The organism is Novosphingobium clariflavum (assembly GCF_026420865.1).
GTDB lineage: Bacteria > Pseudomonadota > Alphaproteobacteria > Sphingomonadales > Sphingomonadaceae > Novosphingobium > Novosphingobium clariflavum.
On sequence record NZ_JAPCWC010000033.1, the window covers coordinates 11,296 to 34,461 of the forward strand.

The following is a 23,166-nucleotide window of genomic DNA, read 5'->3' on the forward strand; positions in this document are numbered from 1 at the left end:
CGCTTTACCGGTGTCACGTCATCCCGGCCGCGTCACCAGCCTGACAGTTCGCGCCGCACCAGGGTTTCCAGCATGTCGATGCCGACACCAGTATCGTTGAGGCAGGACAGCACCGCGAAGTCCTTGCCGCCGGCCGCCTCGAACACTTCTCGTCCGCGGATCGCCAGTTCCTCCAGGGTCTCCACGCAGTCTGCCGAAAAGCCTGGCGCGGCAATCGCGAGACCACGAGTGCCGGCTTTCGCCTCGGCTTCCAGCACGCTTTCGGTGGCCGGTTCCAGCCATTTGGCACGCCCGAACCGCGACTGGAACGCAGTTTCGACACGCAAGTCCGCAAAACGCGACGCGAGGCGCCCGGCCAGCAGGCGAGCGGTCTTGCGGCAGTGGCAATGGTAGGGATCACCGAGATCGAGCGTGCGCTGCGGCATGCCGTGGAACGAAAGCAGCAGCACTTCAGGCACAAAGGCCAGCGCCTCGATCTGCCGCGCAAGATCGGCTTCCAGCGCGTCGATATGTGCGGGATCATCGTAATAGGGCGGCAGGCTGCGCAATGCGGGTTGCCAACGCATCCGCGCCATCGCCTCGCCCACCTTGTCCCAGACCGAGGCGGTCGTCGCCCCCGAATACTGCGGATAGAGCGGCGCGATCAGGATACGCTCGCAGCCGGCATCCTTCATCGCCTGAAGGCGCTCCGGGATCGAGGGATTGCCGTAGCGCATCGCCCAGTCGACCACGGCGCGTCCATTCAGACGCTCCTGCAAGCCGCGCGCCTGCGCGGCAGTGATTGCGGCGAGCGGCGAGCCCGCCTCGGTCCAGACCTGGCCATAGGCATGGGCGGACTTGGCCGGACGCGTGCGCAGGATCACGCCGTGGAGGATCGGTTTCCACACCAGTGCCGGGATCTCCACCACGCGCGGATCGGACAGGAATTCGCCCAGGTAACGGCGCACCGCAGGCGCGGTCGGCGCATCGGGCGTGCCCAGGTTGACCAGCAGTACGCCGATCCGTCCGGTGCGGGCATCAGGGTGGTCGGCAGGACGCATCACAGTTCCTCGGCAAACAGGGGGAGGCGGCGGAAACGCAGGCCCGTCGCCGAATAGAGGGCATTGGCAATGGCCGGGGCGACAACCGCCACGCCCAGTTCACCCGGATCGGCGGGTTCCGCATCGCTGTCGATGAAATCCACCTCGATCCGCGGGCAATCGGCCAGCACCGGCAGCGCCATCTCGCCGAGCCGATCGCTGTCGGGCCGCCCTCCCACGTAGCGCGGCGCACACCCGAGCGCGAGACCGATCCCGAAGACCAGGCCGCCCTCGATCTGTTGGCGGGCGATGTCGAGATTGACGATCCGGCCGATGTCGACAACCGCGCTGAGCCGGTCGACCCGCACGCCGTTTTCGTCCCGCCGGGCGCTGGCGACAAGCGCGATGCGTCCCTCGCCGATGCCATGGCAGGCAATGCCCTGTCCGCTGTTGTCGCTGCCGCCGCCCCATTCGGACAGTGTGGCTACGCGCTGAAGGCACTCGGCCAGGCGGGTGTCCTGCCCCAGCATCGCCATGCGATAGGACAGCGGTTCGCGGCCCGCGCGGTGGGCCAGTTCGTCGACAAAACTCTCGTTGAAGAATGCCGTATAGCCATGGGCATTGCCACGCATGCGAGCGGTAGGCAGGTCGATGGCAGCGGGCGCGTGGTCGACCGCGACGGCCGGGATCGCGTAAGGCGGCACCGCTCCTTCAAGCGCCTGGGGATCAACCATGCCGGCAACCGCGGCGCTCGCCTCCCTCGGCCTGTCGCCCGCGAACATGCGGCGGCCGAATTCGCGCGCGCTGGCCGGGGCCGCGACCCGCGCGCGCCAGGCCGCGATGCCGCCTTCGGCATCGGGACGCGCGGCCATGACGGCAACGGCAGGCGTTCGCGGGAAAGCGGCACGAAATTCCTCGCCGCGCGGCCAGGTGAGCTGGACGGGTCTCTCCGCCTCCTTGGCCAGCACAGCCACCTGGGCCGCATGGAGGCATTCCAGCCGCCGGTCGAAACTGCCGCCCAGCGCCATCGGGTAGAGCACGACATCGCTGCTGCCGATGCCGATGGCCTGTGCCGCGGCCGCCCGTGCCGCCTCAGGCGCCTGGGTGCCGATCCACAACTCCAGCCGGCCATCGGCGTAGCGCGCGGTGGCGCTGGCGGTCTCGATCATGGCGTGGGTCGCGGGTGCCACTTCATAGCGGATCTGCACCGGCAGCAAGCCGTCTACCGCCTCGCCGTCACCGGCCAGATGGATACGCTCGGCCTCGCCGCTGCGCATCGCGCCGTCGAGGGCATTGTCGATCGCATCGCTGTCGAGCGCACCGATCACCCGGTAACGCGGCTGCGCGCGCACCAGAGCGGCTTCCGCGCTCCACCAGTCATCGGCAAGCGCGGCGATCCAGCCCTCGCCCTTGACGAACCGCCGGAAGCCGCGAAGCGACCTCGCTGCGGCCTCGCCCACATCCGAGACTTCCGCCATCGCCCCCGTGCCGCCGACCAGCGGCGCGTGGCGGATCGAGGCGCGCAGCATGTCGGGCAGGCGCACGTCTCCGGCAAAGACCCAGGAACCGTCCACTTTCGAAGGCAGGTCGAGGCGAGGATAGCGCAGCGGTGCACCCGGCGGAAATTCGCCGGGCTTCTCGGCCGGGAAGTCGGGCCGCAGCGGCGGCGGGTCGGGCGGTGAAAACGCCGCCGCCTCGGCCGCCAATGCGCCGAATGACAGCACCTTGCCCGCATGATGGACCAGCCCTTGCGACACGTCGCACGCTTCCGCCGCGACGCCCCAGCGCGCCGCCGCCGCCTGCGCCAGCAAGGCCCGCGCCGATGCCGCCGCCGCGCGCAGAGGCGCCTCGTAAGCGGCCTGCGCAGTGCCATCGGCGGTCACATTGAAGCGGTGGTCCTGCGCCCAGCGCCGCGCCAGATAGCCATCCGGCTTTTCCGCCAGCCTCGGCACACCCGGCAGCCACTGCGGCGCCCAGAACGGCGCCCACTTCGCCGCCAGCACGGTGTTCGCATAGTGCGCGCTGACCGGCGCCGGCTCGACCGCGACCTGCCGCCAGTCCGCGCCGAGTTCCCAGGCCACGATCTGCGGCAGGAGCGTGGTCACGCCCTGCCCCATCTCGACTTGCGGCACGGCGACGCTCACCACCCCGTCAGCCGCGATCTTGATCCAGGCCCCAAAGGCATATTCGTCGCGGTCCGGCTCGAGCGGGAGAGGGAACCGCCGTGGTCGCAGCAGGAAGCCGACTGCCAGCCCGCCGCCCGCGAGCCCGCCGATCAGCACGCCGCGACGGGACAGCTTCATCAAAGCGCCGCCTGCGAACCGGGCTGCAACGGACGCTGGACCAGCCAGTCGTTCACGCGGGTCGCCAGCGCCAGGAAGGCTTGCACCTGCGGACCGTCCCCGGCTGCAATCGGGTTCCCGGCATCGCTTTCACGCCGGATCGCGATGTCGAGCGGGATGCGCCCGAGGAAATCGAGGCCCATCGCGGCGGCCGCCGCCTCGGCGCCGCCGACCCCGAAGGGATCGCTGACTTCACCGCAGTGCGGGCAGGCATAACCGGCCATGTTCTCGATCACGCCGACCACCGGTACGCCGCCCTTCTCGAACAGGCTCACCGCGCGCGCCGCGTCCATCAGCGCAAGGTCCTGCGGGGTCGAGACGATCACCGCTCCGGTCGGCTTGAACTTCTGCAGCATCGTCAGTTGCACGTCGCCGGTGCCGGGCGGCAGGTCGACAACGATGATCTCGGCATTGTCCCAGTGCGCCTCGAGGAACTGCGTGACCGCCCCCGCCACCATCGATCCGCGCCAGGCGATCGCGGCGCCAGGCTCGGTCAGTTGCGCCATCGACAGCATCGGCACCCCCCAGCGGCTCGCCACCGGCACCAGCCGGTTCTCGTGGGCGACCGGGCGCTGCCCCTCGGTACCCAGCAGGCGCGCCTGCGACGGCCCGGAAATGTCGGCATCGACCAGTCCGACCTTGCGCCCAAGCCGTGCCAGCGCAACCGCGAGGTTCGCAGACAGCGTGGACTTGCCGACCCCGCCCTTGCCCGATCCCACCGCGAGGATAACCGGCTGCACCTTGTCCGCCATGATCGCCACGTGGACTTGCGCAACGCCGTCCGCTCCCGTCAGCGCGGCGCGCAACTGCGCCTCCAGCGCCGGACGCTCCTGCACCTCGAGGCCGGTTGCATCGACCACCAGCGTCACCCGTCCTGCGGACAGGCGCAGGGATCGCACCCGCTCCGCCAATGCCGCGGGCAAGAGGGACTTGAGGCGGTCGGCATCGAGGCTGTTCATGAGGTCCTTGCAGGATTGATCCGGCCGCAAACAGGCGACCCTTGGCTGGCGTAATGTCCGCTCAGGTGGCGCAGTCGAGGAAAAAGGGCAAGAGAGGCACTGTTTTTGACGAAAAAGGGTTCCTATAGATAGCCGCATGACAGCTTTCGGTGACGCAATCTCTCGCGCCGGCTCCGGCCCAGCACACGACGCCCCTTCAGGTGAAGCACGGACGATGGACATTCTGGCGATGACCGGCCGCAAGAGCCCCTGGGGTTCGGACGGCGGCAACGGCGACGGCAATGATGACGGCGAGGAGAACGGGACCCGGCCCGCAGAAGAATCCGGCGACGGCACTGGCAAGCCCGATCGTCCCGCCCCGGACCGCGAGCCTTCTTCCGGCAATGAAACCCCCGGCGAACCGCGTGGTCCCCGCAATCCCTGGCTGCCCAGCAGCGGCACACCGCCGCGCCGTGCGGCCGGCATCGAGGACATCTTCCGTGCCCGCGACCCGCGCCGTGGCGGCGGCCCCGGCAACGGCCCCGGCGGCTTCCCCAACCTGCCGCGCCGCGCCGACGGCCGCTCGTGGCTGCCCATCGGTATCGCGGTAGCGGTCGTGGCGATGCTCGGCGCCTCCTGCGTGCACGTGCTCGGCCCGTCGGAAAAGGGCATCGTTACCCGCCTCGGCCATTTCTCGCGCGTGATCGATGACGGTTTCTCGCTCACCTTGCCCTGGCCGATCGAGCAGGTCGAAGTGACCGATGTCGGCACCTTCACGGTCGACACCATTCCCGATGGCGACGGCGAGAAGCTGATGCTGACCGGCGACCAGAACCTGGTCGACCTCAGCTATCAGGTGCGCTGGAACATCAAGAACCTGACCGACTATTCCTACCGCCTCACCGACCCCAAGGGCACGGTGCGCGAAGTCGCCGAAGCCGCGATGCGTGCCTCGATCGGACAGATCTCGCTCAACGATGCGCTGTCCGGCGCCGGGCGCGCGCGGGTGGAGCAGGACGTGCGCGAACGCACCCAGCGCATTCTCGATGCCTACCGCGTCGGTGTCGCCATCCAGGGCGTCGAAATCAAGAAGGCCGATCCGCCATCAAAGACCCGCGCCGCCTTCGACAATGTCAACGTCGCCCGCCAGGACGCCGATCGTGATCGTTCGAATGCCCGCGCGGGCGCCCAGCAAGTGCTCGCCCGCGCTCAAGGCGAGGCCGCACAGTTCGACAAGGTCTACGAGGAATACAAGCTCGCGCCCGAAGTCACCAAGCGGCGCATGTATTACGAGACGATGGAACGCGTGATCTCGCAGAACGACACTGTCGTCGCCGAACCGAAGAACATGAACACGTACCTCCCCTTGCCCGACCTCAAGCGCCGGGCCGAGCAGCCGACCGGAGACATCACGGTGACCGCGTCGCCCTCGTCCAGCACCCAGGGAGGCCAGTGATGAGCGATATCTTGCGCAAGTACATGCCTGCCTGGGTAGCCCTGGGCGCCGCCGCCGTCGTCGGCCTTTCCAGCGTGATCGTCGTGCCGGAAACCGAGCAGGTGGTGATCCTGCGTTCGGGCAGCCCCCAGCGCGTCTACAACGCCTATGTTCCCGGCGCGCCCTATGGGGCCACCGATGCCGGCATCCACTGGCGGATCCCGCTCTACGAACGCGCGATCCACATCGACAAGCGCCTGCTCTCGGTGGACATGGAGCAGGAGCAGGTCCTCTCGACCGACAAGCTGCGCCTCAATGTCGATGCCTTCGCCCGGTTCCGCATCGTCGACCCGGTCAAGGTGGTGCAGACCGCGCGGACCGCGCAGGGGGTGACCGACCAACTCCAGTCGATCCTCTCCTCGGTGCTGCGCCAGGAACTGGGCAAGCGCACGTTCCAGTCGCTGCTGACCGCCGAGCGCGGCGAAGCCATGGCCCACATCCGTGACGGCCTCGACCGCGAGGCCCGTCAGTACGGCGCGCAAGTGGTGGACGTGCGGATCAAGCGCGCCGATCTTCCCGAAAGCGCGCTGGAAAGCGCCTTCACCCGTATGCAGGCCGCGCGCGAGGAAGAAGCCAAGACGATCAAGGCGCAGGGCCAGAAGGACGCGCAGATCATCAGCGCCGATGCCCAGGCCCAGGCCGCCCGCATCTACGCCGATGCCTTCGGCAAGGACCCCAAGTTCTACGACTTCTACCGCGCGATGCAGAGCTATTCGGTGTCCTTCGCCAAGGGCGATGCGGGCAAGACGCTTCTGCTTTCGCCCGATAACGCCTATCTTCAGCATTTCCGGGAACCTTGACGGCTCCCGTTCGATCCATTGAGCAATCATCGGGTCGGCGCCCAAGGGCGGCGGCCCAACGCAGGAACCACCATTCAAACCCGGTTAAGCTGATCCAGCGTCAATCGGGACGGTGACGACAGATTGTGACCCTGCACTGTCAGGACGGAGGAATCAAAGGACGTGAAGCCCGTGCGATACGCTTATGGACTGACCACAGCGCTCCTGCTCGGAGGCGCGACCGCCACCCTGGTCACCGGTTATCCCGCCGGGGCACAGGTTGCCCAGAACGAAGCCAGCCAGATGGCCCATGTGGTGCCCCGCGCGGGCGCTCCGGCCAGCTTTGCCGACCTCACCGCGCAGCTCGCGCCCGCGGTGGTCAACATCTCGACCCGCCAGCGCGTCCAGGTGCAAGGCAGCGGCGGCGCCAATCCCTTTGCCGGGACGCCGTTCGAAGGCCTGTTCGGCGGCGGCGGCAGTTCCGCTCCGCAGACCCGCGAGGCCCAGTCGCTCGGCTCGGGCTTCATCGTCTCGGCCGATGGCTACATCGTCACCAACAACCACGTGATCACCGCAGAGGGCAAGGGCGAGGTCGAATCGATCACCGTCATCATGCCCGACGGCACCGAACTGCCCGCCAAGCTGGTCGGCAAGGATGCCGCCTCGGACCTCGCGGTGCTCAAGATCACCGCGCCCAAGCCGCTGCCTTTCGTCAAGTTCGGCGACAGCTCCAAGGCGCGCGTGGGTGACTGGGTGGTCGCCATCGGCAACCCCTTCGGCCTCGGCGGCACCGTCACGGCCGGCATCGTCTCTGCGGTCTACCGCAACACCGGTGCCGGCGGCGCCTACGACCGCTATCTCCAGACCGATGCCTCGATCAACCGCGGCAACTCGGGCGGCCCGATGTTCGACATGAACGGCCAGGTGATCGGCATCAACAACGCGATCTTCTCGCCGACCGGCGGCAGCGTCGGCATCGGTTTCGCGATTCCCGCCGAGATCGCCTCGCCCATCGTCGACAAGCTCATCAAGGGCGAGAAGATCCAGCGCGGCTACCTCGGTGTGCAGATCCAGGCGCTCAACGAGGATCTCGCCGATTCGATGGGCCTTGAACACAACAAGGGCGAGTTCATCCAGAGCGTGGTACCGGAAGGCGCCGCCGCCAAGGCCGGCCTCCAGGCCGGTGACGTGGTGGTGAAGGTCGGCGGCAAGGAAGTGACGCGCGACCAGAGCCTCTCCTACCTCGTCGCCAATACCGCGCCGGGCACGAAGATCCCGGTCGAACTGATCCGCAACGGCCGCCGCATGACGGTGACCGCGACGGTCGACCAGCGCCCGACCGAGGACGATCTCGCCCAGAGCTTCGACAGCAGCGGCGACGGCGATTCCGATACCGACGCCTACAACAACCCGCCGGCCCAGCAGACCCAGGGCGTGATCGAGAAGGCAACCGGCCTGTCCGTGACCACCCTCACCCCGCAGATCGCCCGCCAGCTGGGCGCCTCGGAAGGCACCAAGGGCCTGGTGATCGTGTCGGTCGACCCGAGTTCGGACGCGGGGCAGAAGGGCTTTGCCCGCGGCTTCATCATCCTCTCGGCCAACAACCAGCCGGTCACCACCAAGGCGGACCTTGAAAACGTGATCAAGGCCGCCAAGGCCGACAATCGCCCGGCGATCCTGCTGCGTGTCCAGCCGCGCGGCCAGTCGCCCGCCTTCGTGCCGGTTCGCCTGCGCTAAGCGGTAAAAACCGGAATACGACGAAACGCCCGCCGGGAGACCGGCGGGCGTTTTCGCATGTGGAGCCTTCCGCGCGCCTCGCTATAACGCGCTCATGCCACCGGCCGATCATAACCGCGAGGAAGAAGCCGACGGCCTGCGCAAGGTGATCCACATCGACATGGATGCCTTTTTCGCCAGCGTGGAGCAGCGCGACGATCCCTCGCTGCGAGGCAAGCCGGTCGCGGTCGGCGGCTCCTCCAAACGCGGCGTCGTCGCCGCCGCCAGCTACGAGGCGCGGCGCTTCGGCGTGCGGTCTGCGATGCCCTCGGTAACCGCGGCCCGGCTCTGCCCCGACCTGATCTTCCGCAAGGCCCGCTTCGACGTCTACCGCCAGGTGAGCGACCAGATCCGCGCCATCTTCCTCGACTACACGCCCCATGTCGAACCGCTGTCGCTCGACGAGGCCTATCTCGACGTCACCGCCGACCTCAAGGGCATCGGCTCGGCCACCCGCATCGCCGAGCAGATCCGCAGCCGCATCAAGGCCGAGACCGGCCTCACCGCAAGCGCCGGGGTGTCGTACAACAAGTTCCTCGCCAAGCTCGCCAGCGACCAGAACAAGCCCGATGGCCTCTGCATCATCCGTCCCGGCGAAGGCGCGCGGTTCGTGGCAGGCCTTCCAGTGCGGCGCTTTCACGGCGTCGGCCCGCGCGGGGCGGAAAAGATGGCCCGCCTCGGCATCGAGACCGGCGCCGACCTTGCCGCACGAGACCTCGCGTTCCTGCGCGCCCACTTCGGCAGCTTCGCCGAGTACCTGTTCCGCGCCGCACGCGGCGTCGACCTCCGGCAAGTACGCGCCGACCGTCCGCGCAAGTCGGTCGGCGGCGAGCGCACGTTCTTCGACGACATCGCCGGGATCGAGGCCCTGCGCACGACGATGGACGAGATCGTCGAGATCGTCTGGGGGCGCATCGACCGCTCCGGCGCGCGCGGTCGCACCGTTACCCTGAAGCTGCGCTACGCGGATTTCACGACGATCACCCGCGCCCGTTCGCTGCACCATTTCGTCGCCGACAAGGCCGAATTCTCGGCCATCGGCCATGCCCTGCTGAACGATCTCCAGCCCCTGCCGCAGCCGATCCGGTTGATGGGCCTGACACTCTCCGCTCTCGAACGCGGCGAGGATGAGCAAAGCCAGCCGAAGGACGGCCAGCTTTCGCTGCTATAGGCGATCCTCCAACCGCATGGTCAAAGCGCGAGGAACCACCCCGCCCACTCGGTGATCTTCCCGGCGCGCCCCTGCGGCATCCATTCGGGCAGGCCGTCCAGGGGAAACACGCCCACCTCGACGATCTCCCGCCCATCAGCCCTGGGCTGCCCGGAAAAACGCCCGGCAACGATGTTCACGCGGTTGCAGGCACCGTGGAGGTCTTCCTCGACGAATTGCAGGAGGCGTGCCTGCGCCAGTTCCAAGCCGGTCTCTTCGGCAAACTCGCGCAGCCCTGCCGCAAGCGGGTCCTCACCCCGGCGAAGGCCGCCGCCCGGCGCCATCCACTTGCCCGATCCATAGGAATGGCGCAGCAGTAGCACCCGGTCCTGCCCGTCGAGTGCCAGCACTTGCACGCCTTCGAGCCGCGAGCGCCGGAACCGCCAGACCGTGACCCGGCCCCGGTGGGCAAGGCGGTACAGTGCGCGGTGCCACTGTGCCGGCAACAAGCTCAGCAGAAACAGGTGACCTTGTGCCGCGCCGCGGCCAGCAGGCGGGCAACGGGAAGATCATGCTCGCCCTTCACCGCCGCCTCGAAGATCGCGCGCTTGTCGTCGCCGCGAATCACGAAGACGATCTCGTCGCTGTCGGTCAGCGCCGGAATGGTCAGGCTGAGACGGTCGAACGGCGCCTCGGGCGGCAGCGGATCGGGGGTGAGACGCCGCACCGGATGCGGATCGGTTGCCTGCGGGTCGGTGTTGGGGAACAGCGAGGCGATATGACCGTCGCCGCCCATGCCCAGCCAGGCAATGGCGAAGTGCGGCGGGCGGGCATCCTCGGCAAGCGGCACGATGCGCGCGCCGACGGGTTCGAGCCGCGCGCGGATCTTGCCGACGTTGCTGGCGGGATGGTCTTCCTCGACGATGCGATCGTCGCCCGGCCAGACCGCGATGCGGTGCCAGGGCAGATCCTCATGCGCGAGGATATCGAAGATCGGAAACGGGGTGGAACCACCGGGAACGGTGATCGCGATATCGTCCGCGGTGGTGGCGAGTGCCGCCTTCAGGCGCGCGGCGAACCACTGGGCGATCGCCGCATTGTCGGCGTTTTCGATGATTTCTAGCTTGGGCATGGAGGGAGCAATAGCACTCCCCCCATGCCCGTTGCCAGTCTCAAGCAATGGATCAGGCGATGATTTCGCGCAGGAACCAGGCGCGCTGTTCGGCCTGGTCGGTCCAGTCGTCGATGATACCGTCAGTGGCATTGTCGCCCGCTTCGCCGGCCAATTCCTTGGTCGCCTTCAGCGTGGCGACATAGGCGGTGTTGTCCTCGAACAGGGCCTTGACCATGGCCGCCGCGTCCAGCGAGGTGTCATCCTCGTCCTTGATCGTGGTCTTGGCGCCGATCGAACCGATGGAGGTCAGCGTCTTGCCGCCCAGCTTGCGCACGCGCTCGGCGATCAGGTCGGTCAGACCGAAGATCTCGGTGGCCTGCGCATCGAACAGCAAGTGCAGATCGTGGAACTGCGGCCCCCGGACGTGCCAATGGAAATTCTTGGTCTTCACGTAGAGCGCAAAAGTATCGGCCAGCAGCCCATTGAGGCTGTCGATCAACGCGGCTTTCGAATTGTCCTTGGAAGTCATGCCTTGGTTCCCTCGATTGGTCCGTCGTGGAAGTTTCTAGGTCGTAAACTCATAAACGGCACCATCGAGGCGCCCAAATGGCGAACAGATCGGGCCGAAGTTGCCGCCGGGCGGGCTGGTTGCCCGTCCAAGGCAGCTTCGGTTCGAGATGGAAGCCATTTGGGCGCCCCTTCGGGGTTTGACCAAAATGGCCCAGCGCTGCGTCGGGAAGTCTTGAAATATCGACATATTCCATCGCCTTCCCTCCTGTCGCTGAGCCATTTTGCCTCAAACCTCGATGGTGCCGTTTATGAGTTTACGACCTAGATGGGTGAACGCTTGAATTGAAGTCCGGTTCACGTGCGAATTTTCGATCACACAAGTGAGAATTCCCGAAGAAACAGTATGATCGCGGCAAGCAACAGCCCCCCGCCGAACACGCGGCGGGCCCAGCGCACCATGCGCCACTCCAGCACTTGCGGCGCGCCCCAGGCCAGCCCGGCAAGAACCCCGCCGCCCAGCGCGCCGCCCGCTGCGGCGGCAATGGGAGCGGCCAGCCCGACGCCGAGCCCCAGGACCAGAAACCGCGCAGCGTCGGTCAGTTCCTGCGCAAAAAGCACAAGCATCAGTGCGCCGAGCGAATTGGTCGGCTCCCTCGGGCTGCGCCGGGCTACCATCAGCAGCAGTTCCCCACCGGCCAGCGCCAACGCCAGGCCGGCAAAGACCGCCCGCGCCGGCGGCGGTAGCGTAGCCAGCAGCAGGCTTGCCGCCCAGCCTGCCAGCCCGGCGGTCACCACCGCGCAGGCCAGCGCGACCAGCAGGACGCCGGGCCTCGCCCCCTGCCGCAGGACCAGCCCCGCCACGGTCGCCTGATCACGGGAACCGAAACCCGCGAGCAGAACCGCAATCCACGTCAGGTAAAAGGCAGACATCGACCCCGCGCCAAAATCCCATGATAGGGCAGCACTTTAGGCGAACCGCGCGAGGCTGTCGCCCCTCATGCTCACTTGCTGTCGGCGCGGGAGATCAAGGCATCGAGCGCCGCCCGGCCCTGCCGCAGTTCCGGCAGGATCTTGCTCAGTTCGTGCCGGGTGATCCGCTTGCCGCCCTCGCTGTCCACCGCCTGAGCCTCGACCAGCCGGTGGAGAGCTTCCACCAATGCGAGAATCGGGTCCACACCGGTCATGCGCTCGGGCAGCCCGACCGCGCGCGACTGTGCCAGATGGAGACAGCGATCGATCGCTCCAGGGCCGAACTGGCGCTCGATCGTCAGCAGCAGCAACGGGTCGAGGCTAGTCGCCTCGGCCTTGGCATTGCGGATCGTGCCGGCGGAGCAACCCAGCCGCTCGGCCAGTTGCCGGTCGTTGAAACTCAGGCTCTTTTGCAGCTGCCGCAGGATCGCGGAGACCGCCTTGCGGTATTCTTCACTGGTCGGAGCGCCGGTTCGGTTGGCTGTCATGCGCAAAGCTTTCGTGGCGATGAACGCGAATTCAGCACGTTGTGACGATTCATGCGATTCTCCCCAAGACCTTGTCGACTGATTTGTCCTAATGGGGCGAGGATATGAATTTCAGCCGACGTAACTTCATCGTTGCCGCGACGGCGTTCGCGGCGAGTTCCACCACTGCGGCCAGCGCGATTTCTTCCTCGCCCTTCGGCGTGGGCGGCGTGCTGCCCGATCTGCCGCAAACTCCCCTGCCCGGCGCGATTGCCGGCAGATCCGCCGTGCTGCCGGCCATGCCCGCAGTCCGCGCGGGCGTTGCCCCTGCGCTGTTCGACGCGGCCATGGCCGCGCTCGACAAGCACAGCGGCCGGGTCATGCGGGACCGAATCGGCATTGTCGACTTCTCGGCCTCGTCATCTGACCCACGCCTCCATCTTGTCGACCTTGTCGGCGGGACGACTTCGACGCTGCATGTCGCCCATGGCAGCGGCTCGGATCCGAATCACACCGGATGGCTTCAACGCTTCTCGAACAGTCCTGGTTCCAACGCCACCAGCGAAGGTGCCTACCTGACCTCGGACTACTATTTCGGGCGCCATGGCCGTTCGCAGCGCCTGATCGGACTGGACGCGACCAACAACAACGCGCTCGACCGCGCCATCGTCATTCACGGCGCATGGTACGCCGAGCCCTCGATGATCGCGGTGCACGGCAAGCTCGGCCGCAGCCAGGGCTGCCTCGCGGTCGGCGACAGCCTGCTTAACCGCGCCTTCGATCATCTCGGCTCGGGCCGCCTGATCTACGCGGCCAAGGTCGCCTGAAACGAAAGGGGCCGGTTTCCCGGCCCCTTTCCCGCGATCACTTCTGGCACACGACGATGGCGTCGATCACGTTGAGCGTATCAGCGGGATCACGCACGCAGATCGTGTCGAGCCCCATGGCCTTGGCCGGATAGTCGTTGCCGCCGGGGAAGATGGCATCACCGATGAACAGCATCTCTGCGTGCGCGAAATTGCCGCGCTCGGCCAGGCGCTGCAGGCCCCAGGCCTTGTCGACCCCCGGCTGGGTGACATCGACCGAGGTCGCGCCGCCGAGATTGACCGAAACGCCCGGCAACCGCTTCATCAGGTCAGCCTGGATCACCTTGCGCTTGGCGAAGTCCGGATCCCAGACTTCCTTGGCCTCGAGCGGGGCTTCCTGGCCCAGTGCCGAAAACGTGATCTGGCTGCCGCGATCCTCGATCCGCTCGCCCCAGGTTTCCTCGGGCGTGAAGCCGGTCGCCGCAAGCGCCGCGTCAAAGGCGTCGAGGATCTCGCGCTTCTGCGCATCGCTGAACAGTTCGGCATAGACCGCGTTCCAGCCGCCCTCGCCGTGCAGGTAGAGCTTGGCACCGCTGGTCGGCATCAACCACAGGCGCGAGAGATCGGCATGGGCGGGCAGGCGGCTGGCCACCTGCTTGTCGAACTGCGGCCAGTCCCCTCCCGAGATCACCGCGACATCGGCCACGGTGAGCAGCCGGGCCATCGCCTCGGCCATCTCATCGGTAAGCGGCTGCTTGCTCTTGGCCAGCGTACCGTCGAGATCGAAGGCAACGAGTTTCTTCATTCCGGCAATTCCCTGCGAGTAGGTGCAACTTGGTGCGCGCCCCTGCCATCGGCCGCGCGAATTGAAAATCCCCCAAGGCCGATTCCGATCCGAAACTGGACCGGAAACATGGCAATCCGGGGACAAGTCAGTGCCTTACTGATTTACAGCCCCGTTCAGCTTTCCGACCTTCTGCACGCCTTCGGCCGTGGTGACCAGCACCTCGTTGCCGTCCACCACGACAATGACGTTGTCGAGCCCGATCACCGAGACGCGCGGCCCGTCGCTGTCGACCAGCACATTGCGGCAATCGACCAGTTCCGCCTCGCCGCTGCCGCGCACCGAATTGCCGCTCTCGTCGCGTTCGAGCGCATCGTGCAGCGCCTGCCAGTTGCCGATGTCGGACCAGTCCATGTCGGCCGGGACCATCGCCGCACGGCTGGTGTTTTCCATCACCGCATAGTCCACCGAATCGCTCGGCACTGCGGCGAAAGTCGCCGCATCGGGGTGGAAGCGGTGGCTATCGGACGCGCCCTTCTCGACCGCCTCGCGCACCTTGGCGGCAATTTCGGGGCGATGGGCTGAAAGCTCGGCCATGAAGTCGCCCACACGGAAGGCAAAGATGCCGCCGTTCCAGGCATAACCGCCATCGGCGAGGAAGCTCTTCGCTCGCTCAAGGTCCGGCTTCTCGACGAACTGCGCGGTGCGGAATCCGGTCGTGCCTTCGATCGCGTCTCCCCGCTTGAGGTAGCCGAAGCCGGTTTCGGGCGCGGTCGCCTCGATCCCGAAGGACACCAGCCAGCCCTCGGACGCCAGGGCGGCAGCAGCAGAGGCCGCCTCGGCAAAGACGTCGGGACGACCGATGTGATGGTCGCTCGGGCAGACCAGCATCACCGCGTCGTCCGGCAGGCGGCAGGCAGCCAGCGCAATGGCGGCCGCCGTGTTGCGCGCGGCCGGCTCGACGATCACCGTGGCGCCTGGGGCACCCGAAAGCTGCGCCTCGACGTGATCGAGATGCCTGGTCCCCGTCACCACCACCGGCGCCGAAAAACCAAGATCCGCCGGGCAGCGCGCAAGGCTCGCCTCGAACAGCGTGGTGTCGCCGACCAGCGGCAGGAACGGCTTGGGCATGGCCGCACGGCTGCGCGGCCAGAGCCGCGTGCCACTGCCGCCACAGAGAATGACCGGGACTATCTGAGGCATGAAATGTCAGAAACTCGATTAAATGGATACTGTGAAGCAGCACCGTTGATAGCCGTTCAACTTCATGTTGCAATCGCGAATTGGCATCACGGCCTCCACTCGCCGCACGCAGATGTGAACGGAACATATTCCTGTTCAACGCGTTGCTTGCGCATGCCCTGCCTTTCCCATGCCCCGCCTCAGATCCTCCCGGCAAAGGGTGGCCTTCGCCGCTGCAACGTGACAGAGTGAAGGCAATGACCGGCCCGAGAGACCCCATCCCTCCGGCGGAACATGGCGCAAAGCTGCGCGATCTCCCGCCACCGCCCCCCTTGCGCCTTGCCCCCGGCGAGCAAGGCGCAAGCACGGTGCCTCCACCAGCCCTGTTTCTCGATTTCGACGGAACCCTCGTCGACATCGCCGACCACCCCGATGCCGTCATCGTCCCCCCCGACCTGCCTGCCGTGCTGGCCACCGTCGCCGCGCGGCTCGGCGGCAGGCTGGCCATCGTCACCGGGCGCTCGATCGCCGCCCTCGAAGCCCTGCTCGGCCCGTTGAGCGTCTCGGTGGCCGGCTCCCATGGCGGCGAATTCAGGCCTGCGGGCGAAGCCACTCTGGCACTTGCCGACCCGCTGCCCGCTTGCGCTGTCCAGCGCCTGAAGGCCTTTGCGCAAGACAACGGCGGGCTGCTGGTTGAGCCAAAGCCCTACTCGATCGCCGTTCATTACCGCCATCACCCCGAGGCCCGCGACCGCCTTCTTGCCCTTGCCGGCGAAGTCAGCGCGGACCTGAACCTCAGGCTGAAGCACGGCAAGCGCGTCGTCGAGCTAGCCATGCCGGGCTCTGACAAGGGCAGCGCCGTCACCCGCTTCATGCAGGCCGCCCCCTTCGCAGGATCGCAAGCCCTGTTTTTCGGCGACGACGTGACCGACGAGGACGCCTTCAGCGCAATCACCCGGTGCGGTGGCAGCGGCGTGCTGGTTGGCCCGATGCGGCCGACCGCCGCACACTGGCGCCTCGATGGCGTCGCCTCCGTCCACCACTGGCTCGCATCCGCCCTGACCAAGGAGACACCTCCGGCATGAGCACGCTCGAACTCTGGCCCATCGGCAACTGTCAGGTCTCCGGCCTCATCGACGAAGCCGGCGCGCTTGTCTGGGGCTGCGTCCCCCGCGTCGACGGCGACCCCACGTTCTGCGCGCTGATGCGCGGTCCGGATGGGCAGGACGGCGGCACCTGGCGCTTCGAACTCGAAAACCAGGTGGCCGTGCATCAGGGCTACCTGCGCAACACCCCGATCCTCGTCACCCGGCTGGAGGACGCGACCGGCGGAGCGGTCGACATCTACGATTTCTGCCCGCGCTACGAAAGGCTTGGCCGAACCTATCGTCCCGTTGCCTTCGCCCGGATCGTGCGGCCGGTAGCGGGAACGCCGCGCATCCGCTGCGTGCTGACGCCGATGAGCGGCTACGGCTCCCAGTTGGCGCCGATCACGCGCGGCTCCAACCACATCCGCTACCTCGTCGAACGCAATACCCTGCGCCTGACGACCAATGCCCCGGTCGGCTACATCCTCGACGAGCGTTTCTTCCGGCTCGAATCCGCCCTGCATTTCTTCCTCGGCCCGGACGAACCCTTCGACGGCGAGGTCGAGCGCCAGCTCGAGACGATGCTCAACCATACCGGCAATTACTGGCGATTGTGGGTGCGCGGCCTTGCCACCCCGCTCGACTGGCAGGACGCGGTGATCCGCGCCGCGATCACTCTCAAGCTGTGCCAGCACGAGGAAACCGGCGCCATCGTCGCCGCGCTCACCACCTCGATCCCAGAGGCGCCGGGTAGCCAGCGCAACTGGGACTATCGCTACTGCTGGATCCGCGACGCCTACTACACCGTTCAGGCACTCAATCACCTCGGCGCGCTGGACGTACTGGAGAAGTACCTCGCCTATTTGCGCAACATCGTCGACGATGCGGAAGGCGGCGCGATCCAGCCGCTCTATGCCGTCAGCGGCGCCCGCGAGATCATCGAGTGGGAAGCGCCCGACCTGCCGGGCTACCGCGGCATGGGCCCGGTTCGGGTGGGCAATGCCGCCTACTACCAGGTGCAGAACGATTGCTACGGCCAGATCGTCCTCCCCGCGATCCAGGCCTTTTCCGACGAGCGCCTGCTGCGCATGGCCTCGGCCGAGGATTTTGCCGGACTCGAGCAGGTCGGCGAACTGGCCTGGCAGATGCACGACCAGCCCGATGCGGGCCTGTGGGAGCTGCGCACGCGGACGGCAGTCCATACCTATTCCAGCGTCATGAGCTGGGCGGCCTGCGACCGGCTTGCCAATGCCGCCGACCACCTTGGCCTGCATGACCGCGCCGAACTCTGGCGCGAACGTGCGGACACGGTACGCAAGCACATCGACGCCGAGGCCTGGCACGAAGTCGAAGGGCCGGAATTTGAGGATCACGGTGCCGGCGGCCACTACGCAGCCACTTTCGGCGGCGAGCAACTCGACGCGAGCTTGCTGCAGATGGTCGAATTGCGCTATGTCGCCGCCGACGATCCACGCTTCAAGGCGACCCTGGCCGCCGTACAGAAGGCACTGAGACGCGGCGAACACATGCTGCGCTACGATAGCGAGGACGATTTCGGCCTGCCCGAGACGGCCTTCAACATCTGCACCTTCTGGCTGATCGAAGCCCTGCACCGTTCCGGGCAGGACGAGGAAGCGCGCCGATTGTTCCAGGCCATGCTGGCCCATCGTACCCGATCGGGCCTGCTGTCGGAGGACATGGATTTCGAGACCGGCGAACTGTGGGGGAACTTTCCGCAGACCTATTCGCTGGTGGGTATCATCAACTGTGCCGGGCAGCTGTCCCGGTCGTGGCGGGACTGGCGTTGAGCCGGGCCTGCCAAACGCGCGTCGGGAGGCGCGCGACAGGGGAATTTGAATGGGTAGATTGATCGTCATCTCGAACCGGGTCTCGGTGCCCAAAGCGGCAGGTGCCGCCGGTGCACAAGGAGGGCTCGCCGTGGCGCTCAATTCCGCGCTGCGCGAACATGGCGGCATCTGGTTCGGCTGGTCCGGCCAGGAAACCGAGGAATTCACCGGCCACCTCGACATGCAGCGCAACGACGGGGTGACTACCGCAACCATCGACCTCGAGCCGCAGGACATCGAGGAATACTACAACGGCTATGCCAACCGCACGCTCTGGCCGCTGTTCCACTACCGCATCGACCTGACCGAATACGACCGCAACTTCGGAGAAGGCTACGAGCGGGTCAACGAGCGCTTTGCCGATTCGGTGCTGCCGCTGATCGAGAACGAGGACCTCGTCTGGGTTCACGACTACCATCTGCTGCCGCTCGGCTCGCTGTTGCGGCAGAAGGGCGTGAAGAACCGCATGGGGCTGTTCCTGCACACCCCCTGGCCGCCGACCCGCCTGCTCGTTTCGCTGCCGTTCCACGAACGGCTGGTCGCCTCGATGCTCGAATTCGACGTGATCGGCTTCCAGACCACCGAATGGCTGGAGAGCTTCCTGCACTACGTGCAGAAGGAAATGGGCCTCACCGTCAATCCCGACAATTCGATCGACTACGAGGGACGCAAGGTGATCGCCCGCGCCTTCCCGATCGGCATCGACTTCGAGGAATTCGTCGCGGCTGCCGCCAGCGACGAGGCCCGGCAGGCCCATGACCGCCTCAAGGAAAGCGTGCGCGGCCGCAAGATCCTGATCGGGGTCGACCGGCTCGACTATTCCAAGGGCTTGGGTGAGCGTTTCGAGGCCTTTGCCCGTTTCCTGGCCGACAATCCCGACCAGGCGGCCAAGGCAGTGCTGCTGCAGATCGCCCCGCCATCGCGCGAGGACGTCACCAGCTACCAGATGATCCGCGAGGACCTGGAGCGCAAGACCGGCCACATCAACGGCGCCCATGCCGATGTCGCCTTCGTACCGATCCGCTACGTCAATCAAGGTTTCCCGCGAGACGAGCTCGCCGGGTTCTACCGCGCCGCCGCGATCGGCCTGGTCACCCCCTTGCGTGACGGCATGAACCTGGTCGCCAAGGAATATATCGCGGCGCAGGATCCGGAAGACCCCGGCGTGCTGATCCTTTCCCAGTTTGCCGGCGCCGCGCACCAGCTCAAGGACGCGCTGCTGGTCAATCCGCACTCGATCGAGCATGTCAGCGAGACGATCAAGCAGGCGCTGGAAATGCCGCTGGCGGAGCGCAAACGGCGCCACGCCAGCCTCCTGGCCTCGGTTCGCGAACAGGACGTGCTTCGCTGGCGCGAGGAATTCGTGCGTACGCTTGCCGGGACGGCGGACACGCCGTCCGTCGCGCCCTCCCTGACAATGGAAAGCGCGGCGGAAACGGTCGACCAGGCTGGCCCGGCCTGAGCGTCTGTTTGAAAAATGCCCGAAAGGGCATTTTGGGGCCGGCGCCAGCCCCCTCCCGTCCCGAAGAACACAAAAAGGTCCGGCGGACCTTCTTGCTGAGCGGCCGACCGCCCACAGGATACTGCCGATGGCCGATCGGGTGGGGGAGCGGGCTGGCGCCGCGCAATTCGCTTTTCGCCAATTTCCAAACGGCGCCGCGAGCGACCATGAAAAACACCGTCATCATCGATTTGACACTCGCGCGAAACCGTACTGACCTTTAACGCGGCTATAGGAGAGATCGTAGAACCTCAGAGTTCGCGAGAGCGCATGGCGCAGCCAGCGTAACACAAAAAGAAGCGCCCCGGCGCACCGGGTAAAGAGAGTGGCCATGGGTAAGATCTTGTACGGAGAGTGCGTCTGGTCCGGCGTGACCAGAGCGGTGCGAATTTCCGGACTGACCGAGGTCGACTGCGATCTCGAGCCGGCATCCGACGCGGCCACAGGCGCCGACACCGCTGAAGTCGATGGGGACTGCGCGCTATGGATCGGCGCGATCGGCCCGATCGAGGTCACCGCCTCGCGCAAGGACGCGAACCAGATGGCGGTACGCTTCAAGGAGCCGCTGAGCGACAGGATACTCCTGCACTTCAACGCTCTATAAGATTCTGATTTCATGTGACTTCCGGCGCAACCAGGCATTATAAAATGCTCTGGAATCGGCTTGCGACATACCCTGACAGGGGATGTTCGCCGCGGCCCCGCCCCTCCCGCAAGATACGCAGGCTGGATTACGGGTGACGGGACGGGCCATGGCACGAAATTCGCTTTTCGCGAACTTCCAAACGGTCTCTCAGGCCGATACAACATGTGCCAACACCCCTCGAACCGCATAATAAAATCAATTGACCTAGCTAATAAATCCAAAACAATTACACCAAACCACAGCGTTCTTTATTTCCTGAAATGAAATACGCGATCATTTTCGAATACTGGCAAACATCCACTCTCCATTCGTCGCTCGCACACTTCACGTGGACTGCAACGTCGAGAGAACCGGTGATTAATGCGTTGACGGACCATGGTGCGATGCGGAATAGACCCCGCATGCGAGGACGGCACCCAGCAAGACCGAAGCCCGGCAATGGCGGCGAACCACGCCCCGACGCCTGCGGACATTGGCCTTTTGCGATGCGCCACAACGATCCTCATCCTGATGTTTCAATGATCTGCGCGAGTATACCCACATGAAGATCGCGGTTTTCGGTCTCGGCTATGTCGGCCTTTCCAACGCAGCGCTGCTGGCCCAACACAACGAAGTCGCCGCCGTCGACATCACCGCTGAACGTGTCGCCATGCTCAACGCGCGCAAGTCGCCGATCGTCGATGCCGAACTGGAAAGCTTCCTTGCCGAGCGCACGCTGAACCTCACCGCCACGCTCGACGCCGATGCCGCGCTGGAAGGTGCCGATTTCGTGATCGTCGCCACCCCGACCAATTACGACGTCGACACCAACAAGTTCGACACCTCCTCGGTGGAAGCCGTGATCCGCGCCACCATCGCGGTGAACCGCAGCGCCACGATCGTCATCAAGTCCACCATCCCCGTAGGCTTCGTGGAAGAAGCCCGCGCGCGCTACGGCACCGACCAGGTCATCTTCAGCCCCGAATTTCTCCGCGAAGGCCGGGCCCTGCACGACAACCTCCACCCTTCGCGCATCATCGTCGGCGAACGCTCGGAGCGGGCACGCACGTTTGCGGAGCTGCTGCTGCAAGGCGCGGTGAAGAAGGACGTCGACGTGCTGTTCACCGATGCCCGCGAAGCCGAGGCGATCAAGCTTTTCGCCAATACCTACCTCGCCATGCGCGTTGCCTTCTTCAACGAACTCGACAGCTACGCGATCGCGGGCGGCATGGACACGCGCCAGATCATCGACGGCATCGGCCTCGATCCGCGCATCGGCACGCACTACAACAACCCGAGCTTCGGCTACGGCGGCTATTGCCTGCCCAAGGACACCAAGCAGTTGCTCGCCAACTACTCCGAAGTGCCGCAGAACCTCATTCGCGCGATCGTCGATGCCAACCGGACCCGCAAGGACTTCCTGGCCGACCAGATCATCGCCAAGAAGCCCCGCCGCGTCGGCGTTTACCGGTTGGTGATGAAGGCGGGATCGGACAACTTCCGCCAATCCTCGATCCAGGGGATCATGAAGCGGATCAAGGCCAAGGGCATCGAAGTGGTCGTCTACGAACCGGCGATGACGCAAGACGAGTTCTACGGCTCGCGCGTGATGCGCGATCTCGATGCCTTCAAGCAGGAATGCGACGTCATCCTCGCCAACCGGATGACCCCAGCCATTGCCGAAGTGAAAGACAAGGTCTTCACGCGCGACCTGTTCGGTTCGGACTGAATGGGCCCATCCCTGCCGCGTGCGATGGCACGCACTCCTGACCTGACATAGAGCGTTTTTCGAACGGAGTGGTACACGCAGTGACTCGGGAAAACGCGGGAAACAAAGAATCTGGAGAGGCCGATCTGATTCAATCAGATCGAAAAACGCTTTAGCCCGTAAACTCATAAACGGCACCATCGAGGTTTGAGGCAAAATGGTTCAGCGTAAGGAAGGAAGGCGACGGAATATGCCGATATTTCTAGGCTTCCTGACGCAGCGCTGGACCATTTTGGGCAAGCGAAGCTCACCGCAAGGTAAACCCCGAAGGGGCGTCCAAATGGCTTCCATCTCGAACCGATGCGGCCTTGGACGGGCAACCAGCCCGCCCGGCGGCCGCTTCGGCCCGATCTGTTCGCCATTTGGGCGCCTCGATGGTGCCGTTTATGAGTTTACGGCCTAGAAACACGGTAATCGGACATGGCGACAGCTACGAGCGACACGACCCAGCCTTCAGCCCGCGGACAATCACGCCTCTTCGCATTTGATGCCGCGCGAGCGATCGCGGCACTCTTCGTGATCGCCATCCACGTTCCCGGAGGCAAGGCGATGATGGCCTTCAGCGAAGCCGCGCGTTTCGCGGTTCCGCTGTTCTTCGCGATATCTGGCTATTTCTTCGTACGCAGTCAGGAAACGGCGGCGATGGCACGCCTCACGCGCCTGCTGAAGCTCTACCTGTTCTGGGTCGCGGCCTACCTGGTGGCGGACCATTTCCTGCACTTCTGGAAAACAGAACGCCCAGTGATCGACCTGATCTTCGGTGGCGGCGCAGGATTTCATTTGTGGTTCATCAGCGGCCTGATCCAGTGCCTTGCCCTGTATTACCTGCTTCGCGTGCGCCTGAAGCTCGGCTGGCCAGCGCTCTTTGCCTTGTCGGGCTGCCTGTACCTCGGGAATGTTCTGGCCAACAGCTATGCCCTGCTGCCGGGGCTCGGCTGGAACCCGCATGACGGCCCGTTCTTCGGGCTCGTGTTCTTCTGCTTCGGAGCATGGCTTCGCTCTACCA

Annotated in this window: 22 protein-coding genes; 11 read left to right on the forward strand and 11 right to left on the reverse strand. The window is 65.8% G+C overall.

What is annotated here, in order from left to right; all coding sequences use genetic code 11:
* Positions 1-32: 32 nt before the first annotated feature.
* Genes hemH through OKA11_RS21830 form a run of 3 tightly spaced genes read right to left on the reverse strand, consistent with a single transcriptional unit; the run spans position 33 to position 4,320 of the window.
* Complete coding sequence (gene hemH, locus OKA11_RS21820; RefSeq protein ID WP_267224249.1) at positions 33-1,040, reverse strand: ferrochelatase; 1,008 nt, start codon at positions 1,038-1,040, stop codon at positions 33-35.
* Positions 1,040-3,322 carry a xanthine dehydrogenase family protein molybdopterin-binding subunit gene (locus OKA11_RS21825; RefSeq protein ID WP_267224251.1) on the reverse strand — a complete coding sequence of 761 codons (2,283 nt, stop codon included), beginning with the start codon at positions 3,320-3,322 and terminating at the stop codon, positions 1,040-1,042. The genes hemH and OKA11_RS21825 overlap by 1 nt, the downstream gene beginning before the upstream one ends.
* On the reverse strand, positions 3,322-4,320 hold the full coding sequence (locus OKA11_RS21830; RefSeq protein ID WP_267224253.1) for an Mrp/NBP35 family ATP-binding protein: 999 nt from the start codon (positions 4,318-4,320) through the stop codon (positions 3,322-3,324). Before OKA11_RS21830 ends, OKA11_RS21825 begins: the two co-directional genes overlap by 1 nt.
* Before the next feature lie 214 nt (positions 4,321-4,534).
* Here OKA11_RS21830 and hflK point away from each other — a divergent pair, with 214 nt between their 5' ends.
* The 4 genes from hflK to dinB all read left to right on the forward strand — a co-directional run bounded on the left by hflK (position 4,535) and on the right by dinB (position 9,520).
* The gene (gene hflK, locus OKA11_RS21835; RefSeq protein ID WP_267224255.1) at positions 4,535-5,755 is read left to right on the forward strand and encodes a protease modulator HflK; all 1,221 of its coding nucleotides are present in this window, start codon (positions 4,535-4,537) and stop codon (positions 5,753-5,755) included.
* The gene (hflC, locus tag OKA11_RS21840; protein ID WP_267224257.1) at positions 5,755-6,594 is read left to right on the forward strand and encodes a protease modulator HflC; all 840 of its coding nucleotides are present in this window, start codon (positions 5,755-5,757) and stop codon (positions 6,592-6,594) included. The genes hflK and hflC overlap by 1 nt, the downstream gene beginning before the upstream one ends.
* Before the next feature lie 171 nt (positions 6,595-6,765).
* The gene (locus OKA11_RS21845) at positions 6,766-8,310 is read left to right on the forward strand and encodes a Do family serine endopeptidase (RefSeq protein ID WP_267224294.1); all 1,545 of its coding nucleotides are present in this window, start codon (positions 6,766-6,768) and stop codon (positions 8,308-8,310) included.
* 94 nt (positions 8,311-8,404) lie between these two features.
* Positions 8,405-9,520, forward strand: a complete 1,116-nt coding sequence (dinB, locus tag OKA11_RS21850) for a DNA polymerase IV (protein ID WP_267224258.1) — start codon at positions 8,405-8,407, stop codon at positions 9,518-9,520.
* Between the two features lie 20 nt (positions 9,521-9,540).
* Here the strand turns inward: dinB and OKA11_RS21855 are convergent, their stop codons facing one another.
* The 6 genes from OKA11_RS21855 to OKA11_RS21880 all read right to left on the reverse strand — a co-directional run bounded on the left by OKA11_RS21855 (position 9,541) and on the right by OKA11_RS21880 (position 12,580).
* Entirely contained in the window at positions 9,541-10,005 is a 465-nt protein-coding gene (locus tag OKA11_RS21855) for an NUDIX domain-containing protein (RefSeq protein ID WP_267224261.1), read from the reverse strand.
* Between the two features lie 5 nt (positions 10,006-10,010).
* Positions 10,011-10,631, reverse strand: coding sequence for a 6-phosphogluconolactonase (locus OKA11_RS21860; protein ID WP_267224262.1), 621 nt, complete (start codon positions 10,629-10,631; stop codon positions 10,011-10,013).
* Between the two features lie 52 nt (positions 10,632-10,683).
* Positions 10,684-11,142 carry a Dps family protein gene (locus OKA11_RS21865; protein ID WP_142632319.1) on the reverse strand — a complete coding sequence of 153 codons (459 nt, stop codon included), beginning with the start codon at positions 11,140-11,142 and terminating at the stop codon, positions 10,684-10,686.
* Between the two features lie 49 nt (positions 11,143-11,191).
* Positions 11,192-11,377, reverse strand: a complete 186-nt coding sequence (locus tag OKA11_RS21870; RefSeq protein WP_267224264.1) for a hypothetical protein — start codon at positions 11,375-11,377, stop codon at positions 11,192-11,194.
* Positions 11,378-11,495: 118 nt separating this feature from the next.
* Entirely contained in the window at positions 11,496-12,053 is a 558-nt protein-coding gene (locus tag OKA11_RS21875; RefSeq protein WP_267224266.1) for a hypothetical protein, read from the reverse strand.
* Between the two features lie 71 nt (positions 12,054-12,124).
* Positions 12,125-12,580, reverse strand: coding sequence for an XRE family transcriptional regulator (locus OKA11_RS21880; protein ID WP_267224268.1), 456 nt, complete (start codon positions 12,578-12,580; stop codon positions 12,125-12,127).
* A gap of 104 nt (positions 12,581-12,684) precedes the next feature.
* Between OKA11_RS21880 and OKA11_RS21885 the strand changes: the two genes are divergently transcribed.
* Positions 12,685-13,386: a murein L,D-transpeptidase catalytic domain family protein gene (locus tag OKA11_RS21885; protein ID WP_267224269.1), complete on the forward strand. Its 702-nt coding sequence runs from the start codon at positions 12,685-12,687 to the stop codon at positions 13,384-13,386.
* 37 nt (positions 13,387-13,423) lie between these two features.
* Here the strand turns inward: OKA11_RS21885 and OKA11_RS21890 are convergent, their stop codons facing one another.
* Positions 13,424-14,170, reverse strand: a complete 747-nt coding sequence (locus OKA11_RS21890) for an HAD-IIB family hydrolase (protein ID WP_267224271.1) — start codon at positions 14,168-14,170, stop codon at positions 13,424-13,426.
* A 135-nt stretch (positions 14,171-14,305) separates the two neighbouring features.
* Positions 14,306-15,352, reverse strand: coding sequence for a mannose-1-phosphate guanylyltransferase (locus OKA11_RS21895; RefSeq protein WP_267224273.1), 1,047 nt, complete (start codon positions 15,350-15,352; stop codon positions 14,306-14,308).
* Positions 15,353-15,699: 347 nt separating this feature from the next.
* Between OKA11_RS21895 and otsB the strand changes: the two genes are divergently transcribed.
* The 6 genes from otsB to OKA11_RS21925 all read left to right on the forward strand — a co-directional run.
* Positions 15,700-16,416 carry a trehalose-phosphatase gene (gene otsB / locus OKA11_RS21900; RefSeq protein WP_267224275.1) on the forward strand — a complete coding sequence of 239 codons (717 nt, stop codon included), beginning with the start codon at positions 15,700-15,702 and terminating at the stop codon, positions 16,414-16,416.
* Positions 16,413-18,227 carry a glycoside hydrolase family 15 protein gene (locus OKA11_RS21905; protein ID WP_267224278.1) on the forward strand — a complete coding sequence of 605 codons (1,815 nt, stop codon included), beginning with the start codon at positions 16,413-16,415 and terminating at the stop codon, positions 18,225-18,227. Before otsB ends, OKA11_RS21905 begins: the two co-directional genes overlap by 4 nt.
* Before the next feature lie 49 nt (positions 18,228-18,276).
* On the forward strand, positions 18,277-19,728 hold the full coding sequence (gene otsA, locus OKA11_RS21910) for an alpha,alpha-trehalose-phosphate synthase (UDP-forming) (RefSeq protein WP_267224280.1): 1,452 nt from the start codon (positions 18,277-18,279) through the stop codon (positions 19,726-19,728).
* 370 nt (positions 19,729-20,098) lie between these two features.
* Positions 20,099-20,371, forward strand: a complete 273-nt coding sequence (locus tag OKA11_RS21915; protein WP_267224282.1) for a hypothetical protein — start codon at positions 20,099-20,101, stop codon at positions 20,369-20,371.
* A 583-nt stretch (positions 20,372-20,954) separates the two neighbouring features.
* The gene (locus tag OKA11_RS21920) at positions 20,955-22,121 is read left to right on the forward strand and encodes a nucleotide sugar dehydrogenase (protein WP_267224284.1); all 1,167 of its coding nucleotides are present in this window, start codon (positions 20,955-20,957) and stop codon (positions 22,119-22,121) included.
* A gap of 555 nt (positions 22,122-22,676) precedes the next feature.
* On the forward strand, positions 22,677-23,166 hold a 490-nt coding region (locus tag OKA11_RS21925), incomplete at its 3' end, for an acyltransferase family protein (protein ID WP_267224287.1).